This window comes from Xenorhabdus sp. NBAII XenSa04 (assembly GCF_963866145.1).
GTDB classification, from domain to species: domain Bacteria; phylum Pseudomonadota; class Gammaproteobacteria; order Enterobacterales; family Enterobacteriaceae; genus Xenorhabdus; species Xenorhabdus indica.
On sequence record NZ_CAWMEB010000335.1, the window covers coordinates 1 to 16,549 of the forward strand.

The 16,549-nt window shown below is 43.1% G+C and carries 13 protein-coding genes; 2 read left to right on the forward strand and 11 right to left on the reverse strand.

Going from position 1 to position 16,549, the window contains the following annotated elements; genetic code table 11:
- Positions 1 to 192 precede the first annotated feature (192 nt).
- Positions 193 to 1,224 (forward strand): helix-turn-helix transcriptional regulator, encoded by a 1,032-nt coding sequence (locus tag AAC147_RS11780; protein WP_047681231.1) that lies wholly within the window; start codon positions 193 to 195, stop codon positions 1,222 to 1,224.
- Complete coding sequence (locus tag AAC147_RS11785) at positions 1,214 to 2,428, forward strand: MFS transporter (protein WP_047681234.1); 1,215 nt, start codon at positions 1,214 to 1,216, stop codon at positions 2,426 to 2,428. The genes AAC147_RS11780 and AAC147_RS11785 overlap by 11 nt, the downstream gene beginning before the upstream one ends.
- A 53-nt stretch (positions 2,429 to 2,481) precedes the next feature.
- On the opposite strand, the gene AAC147_RS11790 is transcribed toward AAC147_RS11785, so the two are convergent.
- The 11 genes from AAC147_RS11790 to moeB are packed head-to-tail and all read right to left on the reverse strand — an operon-like array spanning position 2,482 to position 16,175.
- Complete coding sequence (locus tag AAC147_RS11790) at positions 2,482 to 3,648, reverse strand: acyl-CoA dehydrogenase family protein (RefSeq protein WP_047681236.1); 1,167 nt, start codon at positions 3,646 to 3,648, stop codon at positions 2,482 to 2,484.
- A gap of 38 nt (positions 3,649 to 3,686) precedes the next feature.
- Positions 3,687 to 6,200: an aminotransferase class III-fold pyridoxal phosphate-dependent enzyme gene (locus AAC147_RS11795; protein WP_047681239.1), complete on the reverse strand. Its 2,514-nt coding sequence runs from the start codon at positions 6,198 to 6,200 to the stop codon at positions 3,687 to 3,689.
- A gap of 10 nt (positions 6,201 to 6,210) precedes the next feature.
- Positions 6,211 to 7,872: a hypothetical protein gene (locus AAC147_RS11800; protein WP_156115354.1), complete on the reverse strand. Its 1,662-nt coding sequence runs from the start codon at positions 7,870 to 7,872 to the stop codon at positions 6,211 to 6,213.
- On the reverse strand, positions 7,784 to 8,623 hold the full coding sequence (locus AAC147_RS11805) for a hypothetical protein (protein ID WP_052189516.1): 840 nt from the start codon (positions 8,621 to 8,623) through the stop codon (positions 7,784 to 7,786). Before AAC147_RS11805 ends, AAC147_RS11800 begins: the two co-directional genes overlap by 89 nt.
- A gap of 20 nt (positions 8,624 to 8,643) precedes the next feature.
- Positions 8,644 to 9,711, reverse strand: coding sequence for a hypothetical protein (locus tag AAC147_RS11810; RefSeq protein ID WP_047681242.1), 1,068 nt, complete (start codon positions 9,709 to 9,711; stop codon positions 8,644 to 8,646).
- Between the two features lie 16 nt (positions 9,712 to 9,727).
- Positions 9,728 to 10,915, reverse strand: a complete 1,188-nt coding sequence (locus AAC147_RS11815; RefSeq protein ID WP_047681245.1) for an MFS transporter — start codon at positions 10,913 to 10,915, stop codon at positions 9,728 to 9,730.
- A gap of 6 nt (positions 10,916 to 10,921) precedes the next feature.
- Positions 10,922 to 12,586, reverse strand: coding sequence for a class I adenylate-forming enzyme family protein (locus AAC147_RS11820; protein WP_052189518.1), 1,665 nt, complete (start codon positions 12,584 to 12,586; stop codon positions 10,922 to 10,924).
- Entirely contained in the window at positions 12,583 to 14,259 is a 1,677-nt protein-coding gene (locus AAC147_RS11825; RefSeq protein ID WP_052189520.1) for a CoA transferase, read from the reverse strand. The genes AAC147_RS11820 and AAC147_RS11825 overlap by 4 nt, the downstream gene beginning before the upstream one ends.
- Before the next feature lie 45 nt (positions 14,260 to 14,304).
- Positions 14,305 to 14,577: a MoaD/ThiS family protein gene (locus AAC147_RS11830; protein WP_047681248.1), complete on the reverse strand. Its 273-nt coding sequence runs from the start codon at positions 14,575 to 14,577 to the stop codon at positions 14,305 to 14,307.
- Positions 14,578 to 14,590: 13 nt separating this feature from the next.
- Positions 14,591 to 14,998: a Mov34/MPN/PAD-1 family protein gene (locus tag AAC147_RS11835; protein ID WP_047681251.1), complete on the reverse strand. Its 408-nt coding sequence runs from the start codon at positions 14,996 to 14,998 to the stop codon at positions 14,591 to 14,593.
- 10 nt (positions 14,999 to 15,008) lie between these two features.
- Entirely contained in the window at positions 15,009 to 16,175 is a 1,167-nt protein-coding gene (gene moeB / locus AAC147_RS11840; protein WP_047681254.1) for a molybdopterin-synthase adenylyltransferase MoeB, read from the reverse strand.
- Positions 16,176 to 16,549 lie beyond the last annotated feature (374 nt).

Genomic DNA, 16,549 nt, shown 5'->3' on the forward strand with positions numbered 1-16,549 from the left:
TCAATGATGATTGGTATATTACCTCCAATCAACAAATAAGTTAGACAACTTATAACTATTTTTATTCATAAGATTATAAATATACTGACAAGAATCACATAACATTTAAAAAAAACTAGACAATTGAATGTCCAATATTAGATAAGAATAAAATATTAATAATAATTATTATCATTTATGGTGAACTAAACGATGAATGTGATTTCAAAAAAATCAATTAAAAAAATCATTGAAAAACAACCTATTGATTGTAAGTCCAATCTTGTGACACAAAAATTGCATTCTGATTCAGAATGCCAGAATATGGGTTGGTACAATATTTACCTCCCAAAACAACAGGGACAAAGTAACTTTCGTTGCTTTAATATTGGTAAAGAAATTTATTTTACAAAAAGCTATTACTATGGAAAAGAACCTCTGTTTTCTAAGAGCAGCTATCCTTATGACACCACACTTATAATATTTGGACTGAAAGGAAAAAGCCATCTAGGTTTCTCAGAAACACAACTAAATCATACGATTAGTGCAGGAGATATCTGGTTATTTAATCTTCATCACCATCAGGCATTATACCGCTTTAGCACTTCGAATCTCCGGCATGAAATGGCCGTTCTCAAATTTCCTACAGAACGTTTAAAACGCACCTTTTCAGCTAATGATGAGCAACTTCTATCAATTTTTAATTTGTATGTCTCCCATGTGGCAGTACAACAGGATAATGATGAGTGGATTGCCCCTCTGATCGAGAACCCTCTCAGAACCCCCTTTGATCGGATGAAAGCAGAGGGAAGGACATTAGAACTCATTTCACACTGGTTACTTCCACTAGGACAATCTATTTCCATCACCTCAAAAAATCATTTAGGCTCATGTTGCTATCAAGGTAATGCGGTAGAAAAAGCACGAGAGATTCTGATTACTAAACTGACTGATCCTCCGACCTTATGTGATTTGGCAAAACAAGTGGGAATGAGTCACACTCGACTCAATCAGAACTTCAAAAAAAACTATGGAAAAACTGTTTTTGACTGGCTAAGAGGATATAGGTTGCAGCTTGCAAAAACGTATCTTCAAGATAGACAATATAGTATCACTTTTATAGCACATTTATGTGGTTTCAGCAGCACTAGCCATTTCATACAAACATTTCGTCAACATGAAGGTTGCACCCCTGTTACCTATCGAACTAATTATCTTAATAAGGAAATGTATCATGTTGATTAAATTACCGACTCATTATCTTTCATTATTTCCTCTGATGATAATGCTTCTTGGGAACGCTATAGCACACAGTCTATTTATGATTGGTTTCCCAATTATAGGGCGCACTATGGGAATCAATGAATTGTTGACAGGAACATTACTTTCTGTCTCGGCTTTCAGTATGATGATTTTTGCTCCCTTCTGGGGCCGCTATACAGATAAACATGGGCAAAAAGCGCCTGTAGTTATCGGAATTGTGAGCACTGCATTATTTCTGATATTAACTGCTGGGATGATCAAATTTCACACATCCTTTGAACTTACTATCCCGCTGCTTTTTTCCTTGTTCTTACTGTTAAAACTGACTCAATCTATTGGTGTTGCAGGACTTATGCCCAGCGCACAAGCGTATGTTGTAAACCAAACTTCACACCACGATCGTCTTTCAGGAATGGGGGTGATTGGGGCAACATTTGGCTTTGGTAGCATTATTGGTGGCTATCTTGCAATGAGTTCCGGCATAACACAATTTCCATCAGCGCTGTTTATTTTGGGGGTAATTATGCTCATCATTAGCTTGGGGCATCGTTTTTTGAAAACACGTCCACTATCCCATGCACCACAGAATCCCATGCTCCCTTGTTCTTCATGCCCCCAGCCACACAACTCGATTTTACCCTTTGCTTTAATAACATTCTGCGTCTTACTGGTTTATGGCATGCTCCAGCAGACCACTGGTCTCAGATTACAAGATCAACTTGGGTTTTCTACTCAAGAGGCTTTAAAAGGAAGTGGGGAACTGTTGACTTCATCTATGATCAGTATGGCAGCAGGACAAATTATATTCACTAATTTCACTACCAAGTACGCAGGCCGACTCATGATCATTGGATTTTTCTTCGGTTTGTTGAGTCTGATATATCTTGCGATAAGCAGCACCTATATTTGTATGCTGATTGCGATGGTTTGTCTGGGAGGCGCCATGAGTTTGATTATTCCTGCCAACCTTACGTTGCTGAGTCAGACTGTCGGTGAAAAACATCAGGCTTATGCAGCCTCAATTAATTTGATCGGTAAGGGACTAGGATGGGCTGCCGGACCTGTTATGGGAGTTGTATTTTATCAATATACACCGACCCTACCTGTCTGGTTCTCAATGATATTCTTCCTTGTAGCACTAGGTATTGTGATTTATCAGCGAAAAAACAGGCTGATTTTACAATAAACTAATCATCATGAGGGCTCTGAAACAGATTGGAATAGAGCCCTCCGAGAACACTACACATCAACAATAATAGGTGCGCCCTGTTTGATTAAAGAGTTAGCGATAATATTACGATGGATTTCAGATGTTCCATCGATAATTCTGAATAACCGTGCATCGCGATAAAAACTTTCTATTAAATGCCCGTCATGGCAACCTGAAGCGCCAAAAATCTGAACGGCATGATCGGCAACTCTCCCCAGCAGCTCGGTAACAAACACTTTCAGCATCGAAATTTCTTCACGACACGATTCTCCCTTATCCATTCGTCTAGCTGTTTCCCACAACAATGCTCGCGCCGCCCGAATCTCAATAGCACAATCTGCAAGTATGTATCGAATATTCCCAGTTTCAACAATAGGTTTTCCAAATTGGTGACGTTGCTTGGCATGTTCTGTCATCAGATCAAGTAAACGCACACATTTACCCAAACCACGTGCAGCAACTTTCGCAAGCCGTGCCCTTCCCAGAGTTTGACATAATATTTTAAATCCTTGATTCATCTCACCCAGTAAGGCGTCTTCTTCCACATGAATTTGATTAAATATCAGTTCATTATGGCTAGTGCCAATAAATCCCATCATATTAAAACTCTTACCGAGAGAGAAGCCAGGCACATTTTTGTCTACTAAAAACAGAGAAATCCCTTTCGCCCCCAGTTCAGCGGCTGTTTTCGCTGCCACAATAAAATAGTCTGAGTACTCGGCATCACTGATATACGCTTTCCGGCCATTAAGCACCCACCCCTGATCGCTCTTAGTTGCACAGGTCTTAATGGAAGCTGCATCAGATCCAGCCTCAAGCTCAGAAACAGCTAGCGAGCACCAACGCTTTCCTTTCAGTGCTGGAAATAAGTATCGTTCCTGTTGAGCCGCTGTACCCAGCATCAGACATTCATAGATATTTCCCGTTGCCCGCCTGATTAGAACATCTTTTGTCACCCCCAATTGTTCCTGAATGAGTACATTTTCAAATGTACTCAGTCCAACACCGCCATACTGAAAATCAATATTGGTCGCAAACAACTTTGATTCCTGCCCCAATCTCATCAGAATCCTGGCTTGCTCCGGCTCAATTCCTCCCTGTTGAGTCACCGTGTTCTCCAATGGCACGAGGTGTTCCCAAGTAAAGCGACGTGCTTTTTCGACCAGCACATGTTGGTCTAGTGTTAACTGAGTCATTACTCATTCCTTCTGACATCCAGGTAAATTCAGATGATCTAATAATGAAATGTCGACATATCTTCGCAAACCTGACGAAATGCCTCAGCAAAATATTTAGCATCATCGTGAGTAAGGGTTAGTGGTGGCTGAATCCGCATCACTCGGTTACTATTTGCGGTCATAAATGTCAAAATCTGGTGTTCTTGTGCCAATTTAGTGACAATGCGCAAAACGAACATGTCTTCCATGCCTTGCTCTATCTCATGCAGAGCCTCATCAATATGGTATTTAGCCTTATCTGACAACAGATAGTAGGTTCCAACAGCATCCCAACTGAAACGGTGAGCCAACTCATTAACTGTGGCAGCAACACTTCCAGCAAAGGGTTGCTCGAACTCAATGGCTAACATGAGGCCTTTTCCCCGAACCGATTTCACAAACGGATAGTCGCCAGCAACGTCCTGTAATAATTTTTTCAAATAGGACCCCACATCTATAGCATTTTCGGCTAGTTTTTCTTCTTCAATCAACTTAAGTGCACTCAAAGCAACAGCTGCAGCCAAATTTCCTCCGCCAAATGTTGATGTATGCAATATAAATCGATCTATACTGCCATAAGCCGCATCCCACACTTTAGGGGTCGAAATTGTGGCACCAATAGGAATGACACCGCCAGACAGCGATTTCGATAGAGTCAGAATATCAGGACACACCTGTTCCCACTCACAGTAGAACATTTTTCCAGTACGCCCCAGTCCCGTCTGGATTTCATCCAAAATCAGCAAACAGTCATACTGATCACAAAGACGGCGCACAGCTTGCAAGTAGCCTGGAGGAGAAAGAATGACACCGCCTTCACCTTGGATAGGTTCCAAAATAAACGCAGCGATATTGCCCAATTTCAATTGCTGTTCCAATGCGACGACATCCCCAAATGGAATAGCATGACACTGACTCAATAAAGGTTCGAAATGCTTACGGTGCTTCTCCCTTCCTGTGACAGAGAGAGCCCCCATGGTTTTTCCGTGATACCCATTTTCGCAATATAGCAATGTATTTTTATCCGATGCGGCTAATGCCAATTTTATTGCAGCTTCAACGGCTTCTGTCCCTGAATTACTGAGAAATACTCGTGATAAAGCACCCGGTGCTATATTAGCCAGTTTTTCTGCCAATAGTGACGCCTGATATGGAATCGAGACATACTGAATAAAAGTAGGTTGTTGATGGGCTAAATAATTTGTTACTGCTGCCACAATGGCCGGATGGTTATGACCAACATTTACACATCCATAACCAGAAATAAAGTCATAGTATTCAATTCCCTGCGTATCAGTCAGTTTGAGTCCTTCTCCTTTAACAAATACTCTTTCCAGATGATTATATTCATAGAAATCGATCATTTCAGGGTTGATGTACTGGCGGAAACGTTCTACCGTCTCCCGGAAATTCGAGATACCAGGATGAGAAACCAGTTCTGCTGGAGGTTGAGGATGATGATAACGTCGGATCGCCACCCAATCCTGCTCTTTTACATGCCTCCCCAGACTGGCAAGCCGGGTCGGACTAAAACCATGTTTCAAGGCAATCTCTCCAATATTGAGAACTTTATTACAATCTAACTCTCTGCCAATAGAATAGAGTTCTGCCCGTTCTTCAAGAGCAAGAATCAGAGTTTCAGCCAGACATCCATTCATAAACATTTTTGGCTCAAACTCAGGCTGAGCTCCGCCAAAAGAGATCTGATCATTGGCAGAAATCAATCCCCCATCAAGCAGGAGTATATCTCGCCTTGGTTCATCTTGAGGCAAAACATCCCGGGGAAGTGCCACATCAATCACCACTGAACCAGGTTTTAATCTGGTAGGATCAATAACCCCACCAGTGGAGGTTGCCGCGACATAGAACGAAACGATTGGATAACATGTGCTAATATCATTTGTCAGCCGTATCTGAGCGTGGTAGGTTTCGGGCAGATAAGACAACAATTTTTCGGTAACCGCTTCACGGTGACGATGCACCAGATGTAAGCGAACCCCTAAAGGCAGTAATAAGCGGGCAAGCACGAGGGCAATGGAACCTGGATAGCCAGCAATGGCTATTTCTGCCTCATCTTCACTTATATTTAAATTTGCCAGTGTATCGAGCACATTCCGGTAAGCCACATAAGCTGTCAGAGAATTCCCTGTCGTCACTGGAACTACAGCTTGTTCGGCTGTTTGTAAACCACGTTGGCCGACAATACCCGTGAATCCGCCTAGCCCCACCAACTCAGCACCTTCTTCGCAAAGTTGACTAATTCCTGCAACTACACGCTCAGTAATCACTTTAGGCTGTGTTAGCATTTCTTCGGCAGTTAATGGCATGTAATGAATGATCCCACTACAGGTAGCTCCCGTTGCACTAATCACTTTTTCAAATCGTGTAAAAGGAACTAAGTTTTCATGCTGCCAAATATTCGGTTGAAATCCTTGAGCTTGATCACGGCAAGTTCGGATAAACATATCCATCAACTTTGAATGTCGCTTAAGTGGTATTGATGTAGGATGTGCAATAAAACCAAATTTCACGTTACATTCCTTATACTATATTGACACATTGCCATGCAGCTTCAGAGAGCAGGCTTAGCCCATCCCCATCGGAGTTATGTGAGAGCATGACGTCGATAAAATAAATAGCTTGAGGAGTTGTTAACACAGTTTCGCAATAGGCTGCATCAAAAGTTGCCCAGCGCTCACGAATGACCTGTATTGTTCCATGTGGCTCAGAGGAAATCTGGATATTAGAAGTCGTGACCAGAGCTAGATAACGCGATGATGCAACAAGAGAGGACTGTTTTATCTCATTGGTTGCACTTCGCTTATCGATATATGATCGAATCATTGACAGCATACCATTACACAAATAAAACACAGAAATATTAATCTTCTGTCGATGTGGATTTTGCATCAATGCTCGCTCAATATGATGTTCGATGTTTGGAGTTAAATCTCTGGCACCATCACCAATAAATGCCAGAATATTCTGAGATGATGTGCGAGCCAAATAGGGTAATGACATCAACGCATCTCCCATCAGTGCCCGACCATACCAACCGGAAAATCCTTTTCCTGTTTTCGGTAAATTCCGAATCGCACTGACTCCACATCTCCCTACATCATAAACACCTGTATAGACAAATCCCTGCTTACTAATCAGATTATGCAACTGTTTCCCTAAGTGGGCGTAAAAGTAATTGGGTGACATCGGCATCTGTGGCAGCCAATCTATCGGCGTTGTGTCAGGGCAATTCTGGACTCGTGCCAGTTCGTGACGACGATAAGCAAGCACCTCTTCATCCACATTAAGCCGGGCGAGTACTGTTTTTAAGAACGGGAGTAAATCACTATGTACAGCCAAATCAGTGTAAGGTGACATGTGTTCTGAACGACAGTTCACCTGAACAATATGACATTTATTTTTAAGTTTACTGGGAGAAAGTGGCGAGGATGCTTCATCGACTTTACTTTTGAGGAAAAAAATACTCTGGCTTTCACGTGCAGCAAGCTCCTGTCCCTCATGTAAATAACGAAATATTCTGCGGCTGAAGCCGTAGTTCGACAACGTTCCGATATAGTTATTAACAAGCTTTTGCTGATGGTAATCACTGATCCCCCCCGGCGAAATCATCGCATCTGCTAACACTATTCCTGCTTTTTCAGCAATCTGATAAATCAGTTCACGTTCTTGATCTGCCAAATGGCAACATTGCCACAGTATACGACGCTTGTCATGATTGATCAGAAACATCACGGCATCTATGACAGACGTTTCACTATCCTCAATCCGTGGAGACAAAAGATTCCACTGATTCGGATAGGGCAACTGTTCAGATTTCAGGGTGCATTCCAAAGCAGATTGCGTTGCCAAAATAAACACAGGACCGGGCTGTGACTGTAATAGAGCACCGATTTCACTCAACCGCTCAGGTAAGGTCGCTCTATCATCAATATAGATACACGGAATTCCTTTGGCTTCAATCGATTTCCTGCCATCATAATCTTGGTGCATCGTACCTTGAAATGGATACCAGCTATTGCCAGGACTATCTGCACAAATGATGATACCTGGCGCGTGAGCACGCTTTAGGTTGTATAATGTGCCACGAAACTCATCAATCATACCTGAAGTCGCTGCAATCACGTAACCATGCTGATAAAATTGCCAGCCACCAAAGTGCAGAAACAGCCAAGCTGTGCTCATTCGGCCCACTTTCACACAAGGTAGATGTATTATCACATAAACGAAGCATGGAATCGATAAACCCAGAGATCATCGACCCTGTATAGTAGTGAAAGTCCCAACGCTCTTGGAAATGGTACTCCATATAATTATAGATAAACTGTGCCATCGATGAGGTCATCAATTTAGAAGTCGTTGCTCTAACGAGCAAGGGATTAATATAAACATTATCCAAATGATCCATCAGATTTTTTAATACCTGTATTTCCCAAACCAGCGGATCAGACTGCCTAATATTGAACGTCACAGAATCCATCATTTGTATTTGTGCACTATCCTGCGTCATTTCTGACAACGAAAACAAACAAGAGTAGGGAGAAAATTTCCCAGAGTTCGACTCAAACAACTGGAAAAACTGATGACAGACCTGTTCGTAATCCCCATGCTGTAAAAACTGATCATCAGCAATCACTAGATCGAGTGTTCTGTCTGGATGCAATGTCATATCGGCCAGAGCTTCATCCAGTGTTTCATAGGTCATAACATGGAAAGAAAATTGATGTTTTTTCTGATAGGCCAGCAAGTATTCTCTGGCTTGCTGAAGCAAGTACGTCATAATAAAGTCAACCGAAACTGCCGAATTGGGTTCCCAAACTCCACAGTCACCAGATTCAGTGCCAATTGACAATTCCAACTTGTTAATTGCTTCTTTCACACCTTGACTTACAATTTGAGACTGAGCGACCACACAAATTCCGATATAATGATGCATAGGCTCTCCATAATTATTCATCAAAATGTACTAGCTTTGATCGTACCTGAAGCGACAAGCAAAGCCTGACATAGGAAAAAGTAGCCATAAGGCATTTCTATAATTTCTTGGTTATTTTCAGAAGTGGTATAGCAACATCCAACAAACCTGATTGTTTCGTCCTCTTCGATAAAACTGGGATAAGTGAGTACCTGATGCAGTAAAACTTTTCCTCTTTCCCACCAGACAGAATGCCCGCCACAGGCTTCATCCAGCTTAAAAAAAGCCACAGCACTGATCAGTGTTGCAGAAGGATCAATAACAGGATGCTTATAATGCCCCGTCTTTGGCACATCGGAAGAATGAACGGAATAGTCTTGCCACCATACACTGCAAGATAATTCCGCTACGTGGAGAAATGTTTCTGGATTATACAAAGCAGCACAAGCCATTCCTAACATTCCCCAACTTTGCCCACGTGGCCAACTGCCTGCCTCTCCCACTGGCTTCCATTTTTCTGAACTCTCTGACGGACAAAAATGACTGTGGGTATAAAATTTTCCTGAAGGGTGAATTAATTGATGGGCAGTTAATTGGGCATGTGCTTGTGGCATCTCCTGCCAATGATGATGTACTCCTAATTCAACCAATGCGGCACAAGGATCTATTGATAGGCAGTTGTTTCCATATTCTCCTCCTCCCATTTCAGTCCCAACAGGAAAGCCCTGCCAAGGAGCAAAGGTCTGACTCAATTTTTCTTGAAATTGGAGGATAAGTTCGCCAGCCCGAGCATCATTCACTAAACGCAACGCGGGACCAAATCCGTACCAAGCATTCATCGCCCGAAATATAGACTGAACATACTTCTCGGATTGGATTTGATCCCAACGGAATTGGGTACGGGATATCAAAGTAGGATGATTTGAGAAATAACCTGCTAGCCAACAACTCCCCATCCAGAATCCAGCAACCCAAGAGCCACGAGATGACGTCATCCATGACGGACTATCGATAAGTCGATATAAAGGAAAACGGGGAGCAATCTGTTTCTCAATCTTAGCCACAGACATTGCCAATTTATGAATCAATCTCTGGTAATCGAAGTGCATAATGAGTGCCTTCTGCTTACATCATCTGTGACAAAGACCAGCGCAAACGGAGCACTGCAAGAAAGCCGAAGCTTAATAGTATTAACATGAACACCATTCCTGCCCATGTCGATCCAAAATAAGCCACCACCCACTGGAAAAGCAATGATCCCAATGCCAGCCCACCAAAAAATGCAAAAGAAACTCGTCCAGATGCAATGGGTATCTCACCAAAACAATCATGATGCAGAATCATAGACATCGCCAGAGCATTGGTTGCTACAAGCGTACAACCAATCCCAATCACCCCGACATAAACCAGCCAGAGATTTTGTGGGGAGGCATTAAATGTCGCAAGTAAAGCGAGAAATGCGAATACAAACAATAAAGCCAATAAATCGGATTCTTGCTTAAAGCGACTTGCCAGAGGTGTCAGCACCAAACGAGAGATCCAGCCCATCAACCCGAATAATGTGACAAGAAATGCAGCCTGACTAATAGGCATTCCCAATTGAGAAGCAAACATCGGTACCTGGGTAATAAAGGCTGCCAACACAATACCAACACAACCTTGCATTAACATAAGCATACTTATTGTGTTCAATTGTTCTGTTCTGTGGGATTTCATCTGTGGAACAGTCACTTTTGGCTGCCAGTTACAGATCGCAGCTAAAATCGCCATGAATAGACACACTGGAACAATAGCACCTAACGCTACCCGCCATCCCCATTGTGCTGCCATCCATGGCAAAATCGTCCCTGCCACCAATGCGGAGAGTTGAACTCCAGATTGCTTTACTCCCACCATGAACGATTTATGTGTAGGTGTCACCTGAGTCGCAATGGCCTGATTGGTCATTGGATTTGCCAAAGCCTGCGCAATACCGCAGACTGCTATTGCCAGTATCATCAGCCAAGGATGATTTGCCAAAACCAATGCTGCAAATGCTCCACCAGTGAACAAAAACAACGTAATACTTGCCCAACGGATACCTAATTTTTTCACCCATCTTCCCGCGGGAAAGGATAAAATAGCAGCTACACCAAATGCTGCTAGCGTAAATCCTCCCAGGAGTTCGCGGTCAATCTCACCCTCCTGTAACATAAAAGGTGCCAATGCTCCACTAGCATAAAGAATCAGCATAGGCAGTGCCATCGCCAGTACTAAAATAAATCCTAGCGATAATTCCGTCTTCTTATTATGGGCTTCATTTTGAATCGCCATATACACTTACCTCTTCTGATGCACTGATTTATTTTCAATACAATAGGTTTGAGCCAATTCTGATAACATATTATGAAGAGTAGGTTTATCAACTTTACCTGCAGGGCTAAGAGGTAATTGACTGAAATGGCAAAGATATTCTGGTAATTTGTGTTGCTCTAATCCATATGACAGCAAAAACTGTGCCACATCATTTAGAGAAAGTGGTTGTACGCCTTCCCGCAGTGACAAACAGAGACAAATTCTTTGTCCTAAGTCCCTATCAGGAATGGCAATACATGCAGCACTGACAATATCCTGATGATTAGTCATCAGTTTCTCAATCTGAATAGGGCTAATATTGACTCCTCCACGGATAATGACATCCTTCTTCCTTCCCATCAAATTAAGATAGCCACTTTCATCAATGCATCCCAAATCACCAGTGTAAACCCAACCATTTTGATCTCGATACTTTTCATCCAGCATGGGGGAATTCACGTACTGCATGGGAGAAATTGGTCCACGAGCCGCAATCTCCCCAATCTGTCCCTGAGGCAGTGGTTGATGACGTTCATCAACAATTCGGATATCACAAATGGAAGGGTTAGGACGCCCAACCGTCATAGCAATCTTTTCTCGTGTATCAGTCAAAGCATTAAAACAGTTTACACCATCAGCTGATCCGTAAAGGCTGACAAATCGACACCCAAATTTTTCATAACAGCGGTTAATTGTGGCTTCATCGATCAAAGCTCCTCCACTGACTAATGCGACTAAATCACGAAGATCCAAGTCATTCAGGCGATCATCGGCAACAATTCTCTGGAACATGGTCGGCACACCGAGAATGTGAGTCGGGCGATAATCATGAATTGCCTCCAATGCCGCATCGACACTAAACTTAGGCAAAATGACAATAGTGCCACCCAGCCATGCTATAACACATGCACTGGCAGTAGAACCAAATGCCGAGCCTAGGGGCATCAGATACAAAGGAACAAACCTCGTATGGTTTCCTCTTAGTTCCTCCATAAAACGTCCCCGTCCTCCTAACAAGGCGTTATGGGAATATGCAACTAATTTAGGCTCTGATTCAGAACCGGAAGATATGAGAAAACGCACTGGATCATCAGCGGAAACCAAAGGAAATTGTGTTAAAGGCTTCCCATCCAGTAATGCTTCAAATGATAGCCAATAGTCACGAGTTTTTCCCACTGTGATCAATACACGTAGCGATAATATCAAAGGCCGTAACGCTTCGATAATCTGACATACATCACCCTGATCATGCCGGTTTTCAACAATAATCGCACGCGCCTGACTGCGCTTAAGGATCGACTCAATATCTAACCGACCTCTTCCTTGTGGAAAAGGACACACCACGACGCCTATAGCAGCGGCAGCAATATCAATGACAATCGAGCGCCAACTGTTACTCAACTGATAAACAATCACATCACCACGCACAAGCCCTGCATTAGCCAGACCTGCTGCCAACCTCAAACTTTGCTGATAAATTTCAGAATAACGATAACTTCCATCCTGGGAACAAACCGCTAACCCATCAGGCTGTTTTTCAACTTGCTTACGAAAGGCTTCAAATACAGTTGATTCCGGATAAGCACCTGATGCTTTCCATTCATGGCGAACTGATTCGGGGACTAAATTGATAATACCTGCTGGATTCATAAGGGCCTCCATAATTCACGTAATTGTGTGTAACTCCCTCTCATCAAATAGGGTTCAACAAGTGGATGTGTAGGGAGTGATGCCAAATCGGTACAACACCATTCGGGTAAGGAGCTCTCTTTTGGGATAGACGAATTGTCGGTGAGAATGGGTTCTATCAACATCGTTGCAGCCCCCAGCAATGAGCTTCCAACACTCAGTCCTGACGTGCCTCTAACCCGACAGTAAAGAGCCATGATCGCTGCCTGTGCGGCAAGAATACCTCCGAAAACATCAGTCGCTGTAAACAACGTACCACCTTTAACACCCGAACTTTGGGCAATCACATCCGCCATACCGGAATAAGCCTGAGCCATAAAATCCGTGCCAGGAATCATCATTTCATTGTCTAGTATCCCCCAACCACCTGCATAGACATACACCAAATCAGGGTGATTAAGACTTAAATCAGAGATATCCAGCGCTAACTCAGATGCTTTTCCCGGCGCCCAGTTGTGTATAAATAAGTCAGCATCATGAACCAATTTTTCGATGGTTTGTTTTCCCTCAGCTGATTTGATATCTACTTCAATCACCTGCTTACGAGCGTTCAACGCCTGAAAACGGGCAGAAGAATCACCAGCCAGAGGAGGCATATCACGCAAAGGATCGCCCCCCAGCGGCTCTATGCGCGTCACAGTCGCTCCAAGCATGGCGAGCAAATGCCCTGCCATAGGTCCTTGAATTCTCCGACAGGATTCCACCAGACAGATTCCTGCAAGTGGCAACCCAGATTTCACAGTGTCCGAGAGCATCCGAGCAGGCTTCTTGGCTTCATCACCAATGGCCTTAATAGACCAAGGGCCGAACTCAAGTAATGACTGTAAATCTCGATCCATCTTACGATCCTGAATACGCCTGACTGGGGTAATTGCAATTCCTGTCTGACGAGCCAGATCAGCCAAATCTGCATAGACATGACTGGTAAGTAGTGCCACTATCTCTCCAGGCAGTGACACAGTCCCTCTAGCATATCGCTGCATAAAGGTATGCCAGCCTCTGCCTATCTGTTGAATATCTGCCCCTAATTGAAGCCAAAACTTCTGCCAAAGCAGTGGAGAAAGAGACTCTAATTCAAACAGGACACCATCAAGAGATACAAAAGGAGGCCTGAGAGAGACATCTGCTTCGCCACATGAGAACACCTCAGCTCCAGTTTCTGCAGTAGCACCTGCTAGATATTGTCCGACAGCTAGTACTCCGGCTTGCACTAGATCAAAAGTAGCTTTCTGTATTCTGCTGCCTCGGTTCCACGCTATTAACCCAGCCAATAGCTGTTGCAATACCAAAGAGGCGCTAATCACCGAAATATATTCAATACCTAACGGAACAATCCGATCCAATGAGCGACTGTGAACAGCAACTAATCCGGTCAGTGCTTGTAATGCGACTTCATCACAAACCTGTCCATTGATCACAGGCGAAGTAACCGTCAGCATAAATTGCCAGCCTTCCTGCTCCTGTAATATCAACACCAATTCGTTGTTCGAAGCCTTAATTGAAGATTCATTGACCGCAATACCGATTTTCTCCGCCTGAGAATTTAATGCCCTGATAAACGGGGCAAACGCTGCATCGGCCTGACTAAATGTGCCACTGAGCCGCAATAACTGAAATATTTTTTTTCTTGGCATGAATACGCCCCCGATTACAATAAATAACGGTTCTAACGTTGTGAATTATCCTCCAGCCACTGCCGGAAGGATGGTGATCACATCGTCGGCTTTCACGGTAGTTTGCAGCCCTTTTCCAAATCGGATGTCATCGTCATTTACATAGAAATTGATAAACCCGTGAACATCTCCTTCCTTCACTAAACGATCTTTAATTCCAGGGAAATCAATATTTAATTTATCAATAACTTCACAAACACTTTCACCAGAAGAGGTTACAGTTTTCTGGTCATTAGTGAATGTTCTTAAAATAGTAGGTATATGGACCATGACCGACATAATTATTATTTCCTCATTGAGTAATTTTTATGATTTCTTCGATTGCATGTCCCTGCACATATCGGTAGCTACGCAGTTCAAGCAGCGATGCTGGCGCAGTAGAAAGAATGACATGGTGAATCTGGGGTGAAACAGAAAAAGCTAAGTCTTCTCTACTCGGATAAGCCCGTGAGCCAGAATGAGAGTGGTAAAGAACTATCGGTTCCAGTTCTTTTTCTTCCATCTGACGCCAAACCTGAAGCTGTTGTCTCGAATCAAACCGGAAATAAACCTCGGAAGCAGCACTATTGTGCATAGGAATAACCAATTCAGGCTTATCGCTCCCACAGGGACCAACGATGAGTCCACAAGCTTCAATTGGATGTTCTTTCTCAGCATGTTTCACAATTTCATCCAATTGGACTTGAGATAACACTAGCATTGGATACTCCTTAATATGTAGCTTGTGAGGAATCAACTTGTCGGATCCAATTTAGGATTCCGCCTTCCAAACTAAATAGTGATTTAAATCCCTGTCTCTGCATGGCAAGCAGTACTTTTCGGGAGCGTCCACCCATCTTGCAATACACAACTACCGGACATTGTCGATCAAGCAGTTTGAGACCTATCCCATTTATAATTTCTTGTTGAGGTATCCCAATAGAGTTTTCGATATTACAGATAGCTCGTTCGCCAGGTTCTCGTACATCCACCAATTGAACAGCTTCTCCCCGCTCCAACATTTTTTGAAGCTCTTGCGGAGTTATTTGGGGAACAACTTCATCAGGGGTTTGTGATTTGAGACCACAGAAGATCTGATAATCTGTCAATTGTGTTATCGTCATACGATTTTGAGCACGGCGAAGCGGTAACGTACGATATGTCATATCCAACGCGTCATAGACCATCAAACGACCTAAAAGGCTTGTTCCTGCCCCCGTAATCAATTTGATGGCTTCAGTCGCCATAATAGAACCAATAGCAGCACACAGCACGCCAAATACCCCACCTTCAGAGCAAGAGGGAGCATGTTCAGGTGGTGGAGGTACAGGATATAAATCACGGTAGTTCAGTCCCAGCTCACCCGGTGCATTTTCCCAAAACACGGACGCCTGTCCTTCAAAACGGTAGATAGATCCCCATACATAAGGCTTGCCAGCCAGCACACAAGCATCATTTACCAGATAACGGGTTGAAAAGTTATCCGTTCCATCGAGTACCAAATCGTACTGACGGATCAGTTCTAATGCATTCTCTGGTTCAAGGCGTTGTTGATGGCAAATGATATGAGTAAGGTGGTTAGTTTCTTGTATCGACTGACGAGCACTATCCGCTTTGTTGCGTCCGATATCGGATTGACCGTGAATTATCTGACGTTGTAAATTTGATTCATCAACCACATCAAAATCGATAATTCCTATTGTTCCAATACCCGCCGCAGCTAAATAGAATAATATAGGTGATCCTAATCCCCCAGCCCCTATCACTAACACTTTGGCGTTTTTCAGACGACACTGGCCGATATATCCAATATCTGGCAGTAATAAATGACGGCTGTATCTCTCCTTTTCCTCTTTATCTAAGTGAGGTGCAGGCTCGACAAGCGGTGGTAGTTTCATTGTAATCCCTCCACTTTCTCTTTATCTGTCCCACGTGCAAATAATCGGGACTTCAACATACGGTTAGCTATTTAAAAGGAGGGTAGGTAGTAAAGAATATCAAACGCAGAGCTAATTTTTATCATTCTGTGAACGAAAATCTAGTTTGTTCGTCATTTGATATCAGATTGCTCCGTGTTTTATATCGGGCGACACCACAATCCCTATAGTGATATTGGACAGGAAAAACAATCTTAAGACGGGACGGTTATCAATTAATTGGCTTCAACACATGTTATTCACGGAGTTTATTCTCGTTCATGCTTGCAATGAACTGCCTGAGCGATGAAGAAACCTCTAACCAGATTATCAAAATACCACAGGTATTCTGATAG

Bases quoted from the DNA above. Each gene is read 5' to 3' on its own strand.
- AAC147_RS11820 (WP_052189518.1), bottom strand. From the start codon at position 12,586: ATGAATCCAGCAGGTATTATCAATTTAGTCCCCGAATCAGTTCGCCAT.
- AAC147_RS11830 (WP_047681248.1), bottom strand. From the start codon at position 14,577: ATGTCGGTCATGGTCCATATACCTACTATTTTAAGAACATTCACTAAT.
- AAC147_RS11790 (WP_047681236.1), bottom strand. From the start codon at position 3,648: ATGACTCAGTTAACACTAGACCAACATGTGCTGGTCGAAAAAGCACGT.
- AAC147_RS11835 (WP_047681251.1), bottom strand. From the start codon at position 14,998: ATGCTAGTGTTATCTCAAGTCCAATTGGATGAAATTGTGAAACATGCT.
- AAC147_RS11780 (WP_047681231.1), top strand. From the start codon at position 193: ATGAATGTGATTTCAAAAAAATCAATTAAAAAAATCATTGAAAAACAA.
- AAC147_RS11805 (WP_052189516.1), bottom strand. From the start codon at position 8,623: ATGCATCATTATATCGGAATTTGTGTGGTCGCTCAGTCTCAAATTGTA.
- AAC147_RS11825 (WP_052189520.1), bottom strand. From the start codon at position 14,259: ATGCCAAGAAAAAAAATATTTCAGTTATTGCGGCTCAGTGGCACATTT.
- AAC147_RS11810 (WP_047681242.1), bottom strand. From the start codon at position 9,711: ATGCACTTCGATTACCAGAGATTGATTCATAAATTGGCAATGTCTGTG.
- AAC147_RS11800 (WP_156115354.1), bottom strand. From the start codon at position 7,872: ATGAGCACAGCTTGGCTGTTTCTGCACTTTGGTGGCTGGCAATTTTAT.
- AAC147_RS11785 (WP_047681234.1), top strand. From the start codon at position 1,214: ATGTTGATTAAATTACCGACTCATTATCTTTCATTATTTCCTCTGATG.
- moeB (WP_047681254.1), bottom strand. From the start codon at position 16,175: ATGAAACTACCACCGCTTGTCGAGCCTGCACCTCACTTAGATAAAGAG.
- AAC147_RS11815 (WP_047681245.1), bottom strand. From the start codon at position 10,915: ATGGCGATTCAAAATGAAGCCCATAATAAGAAGACGGAATTATCGCTA.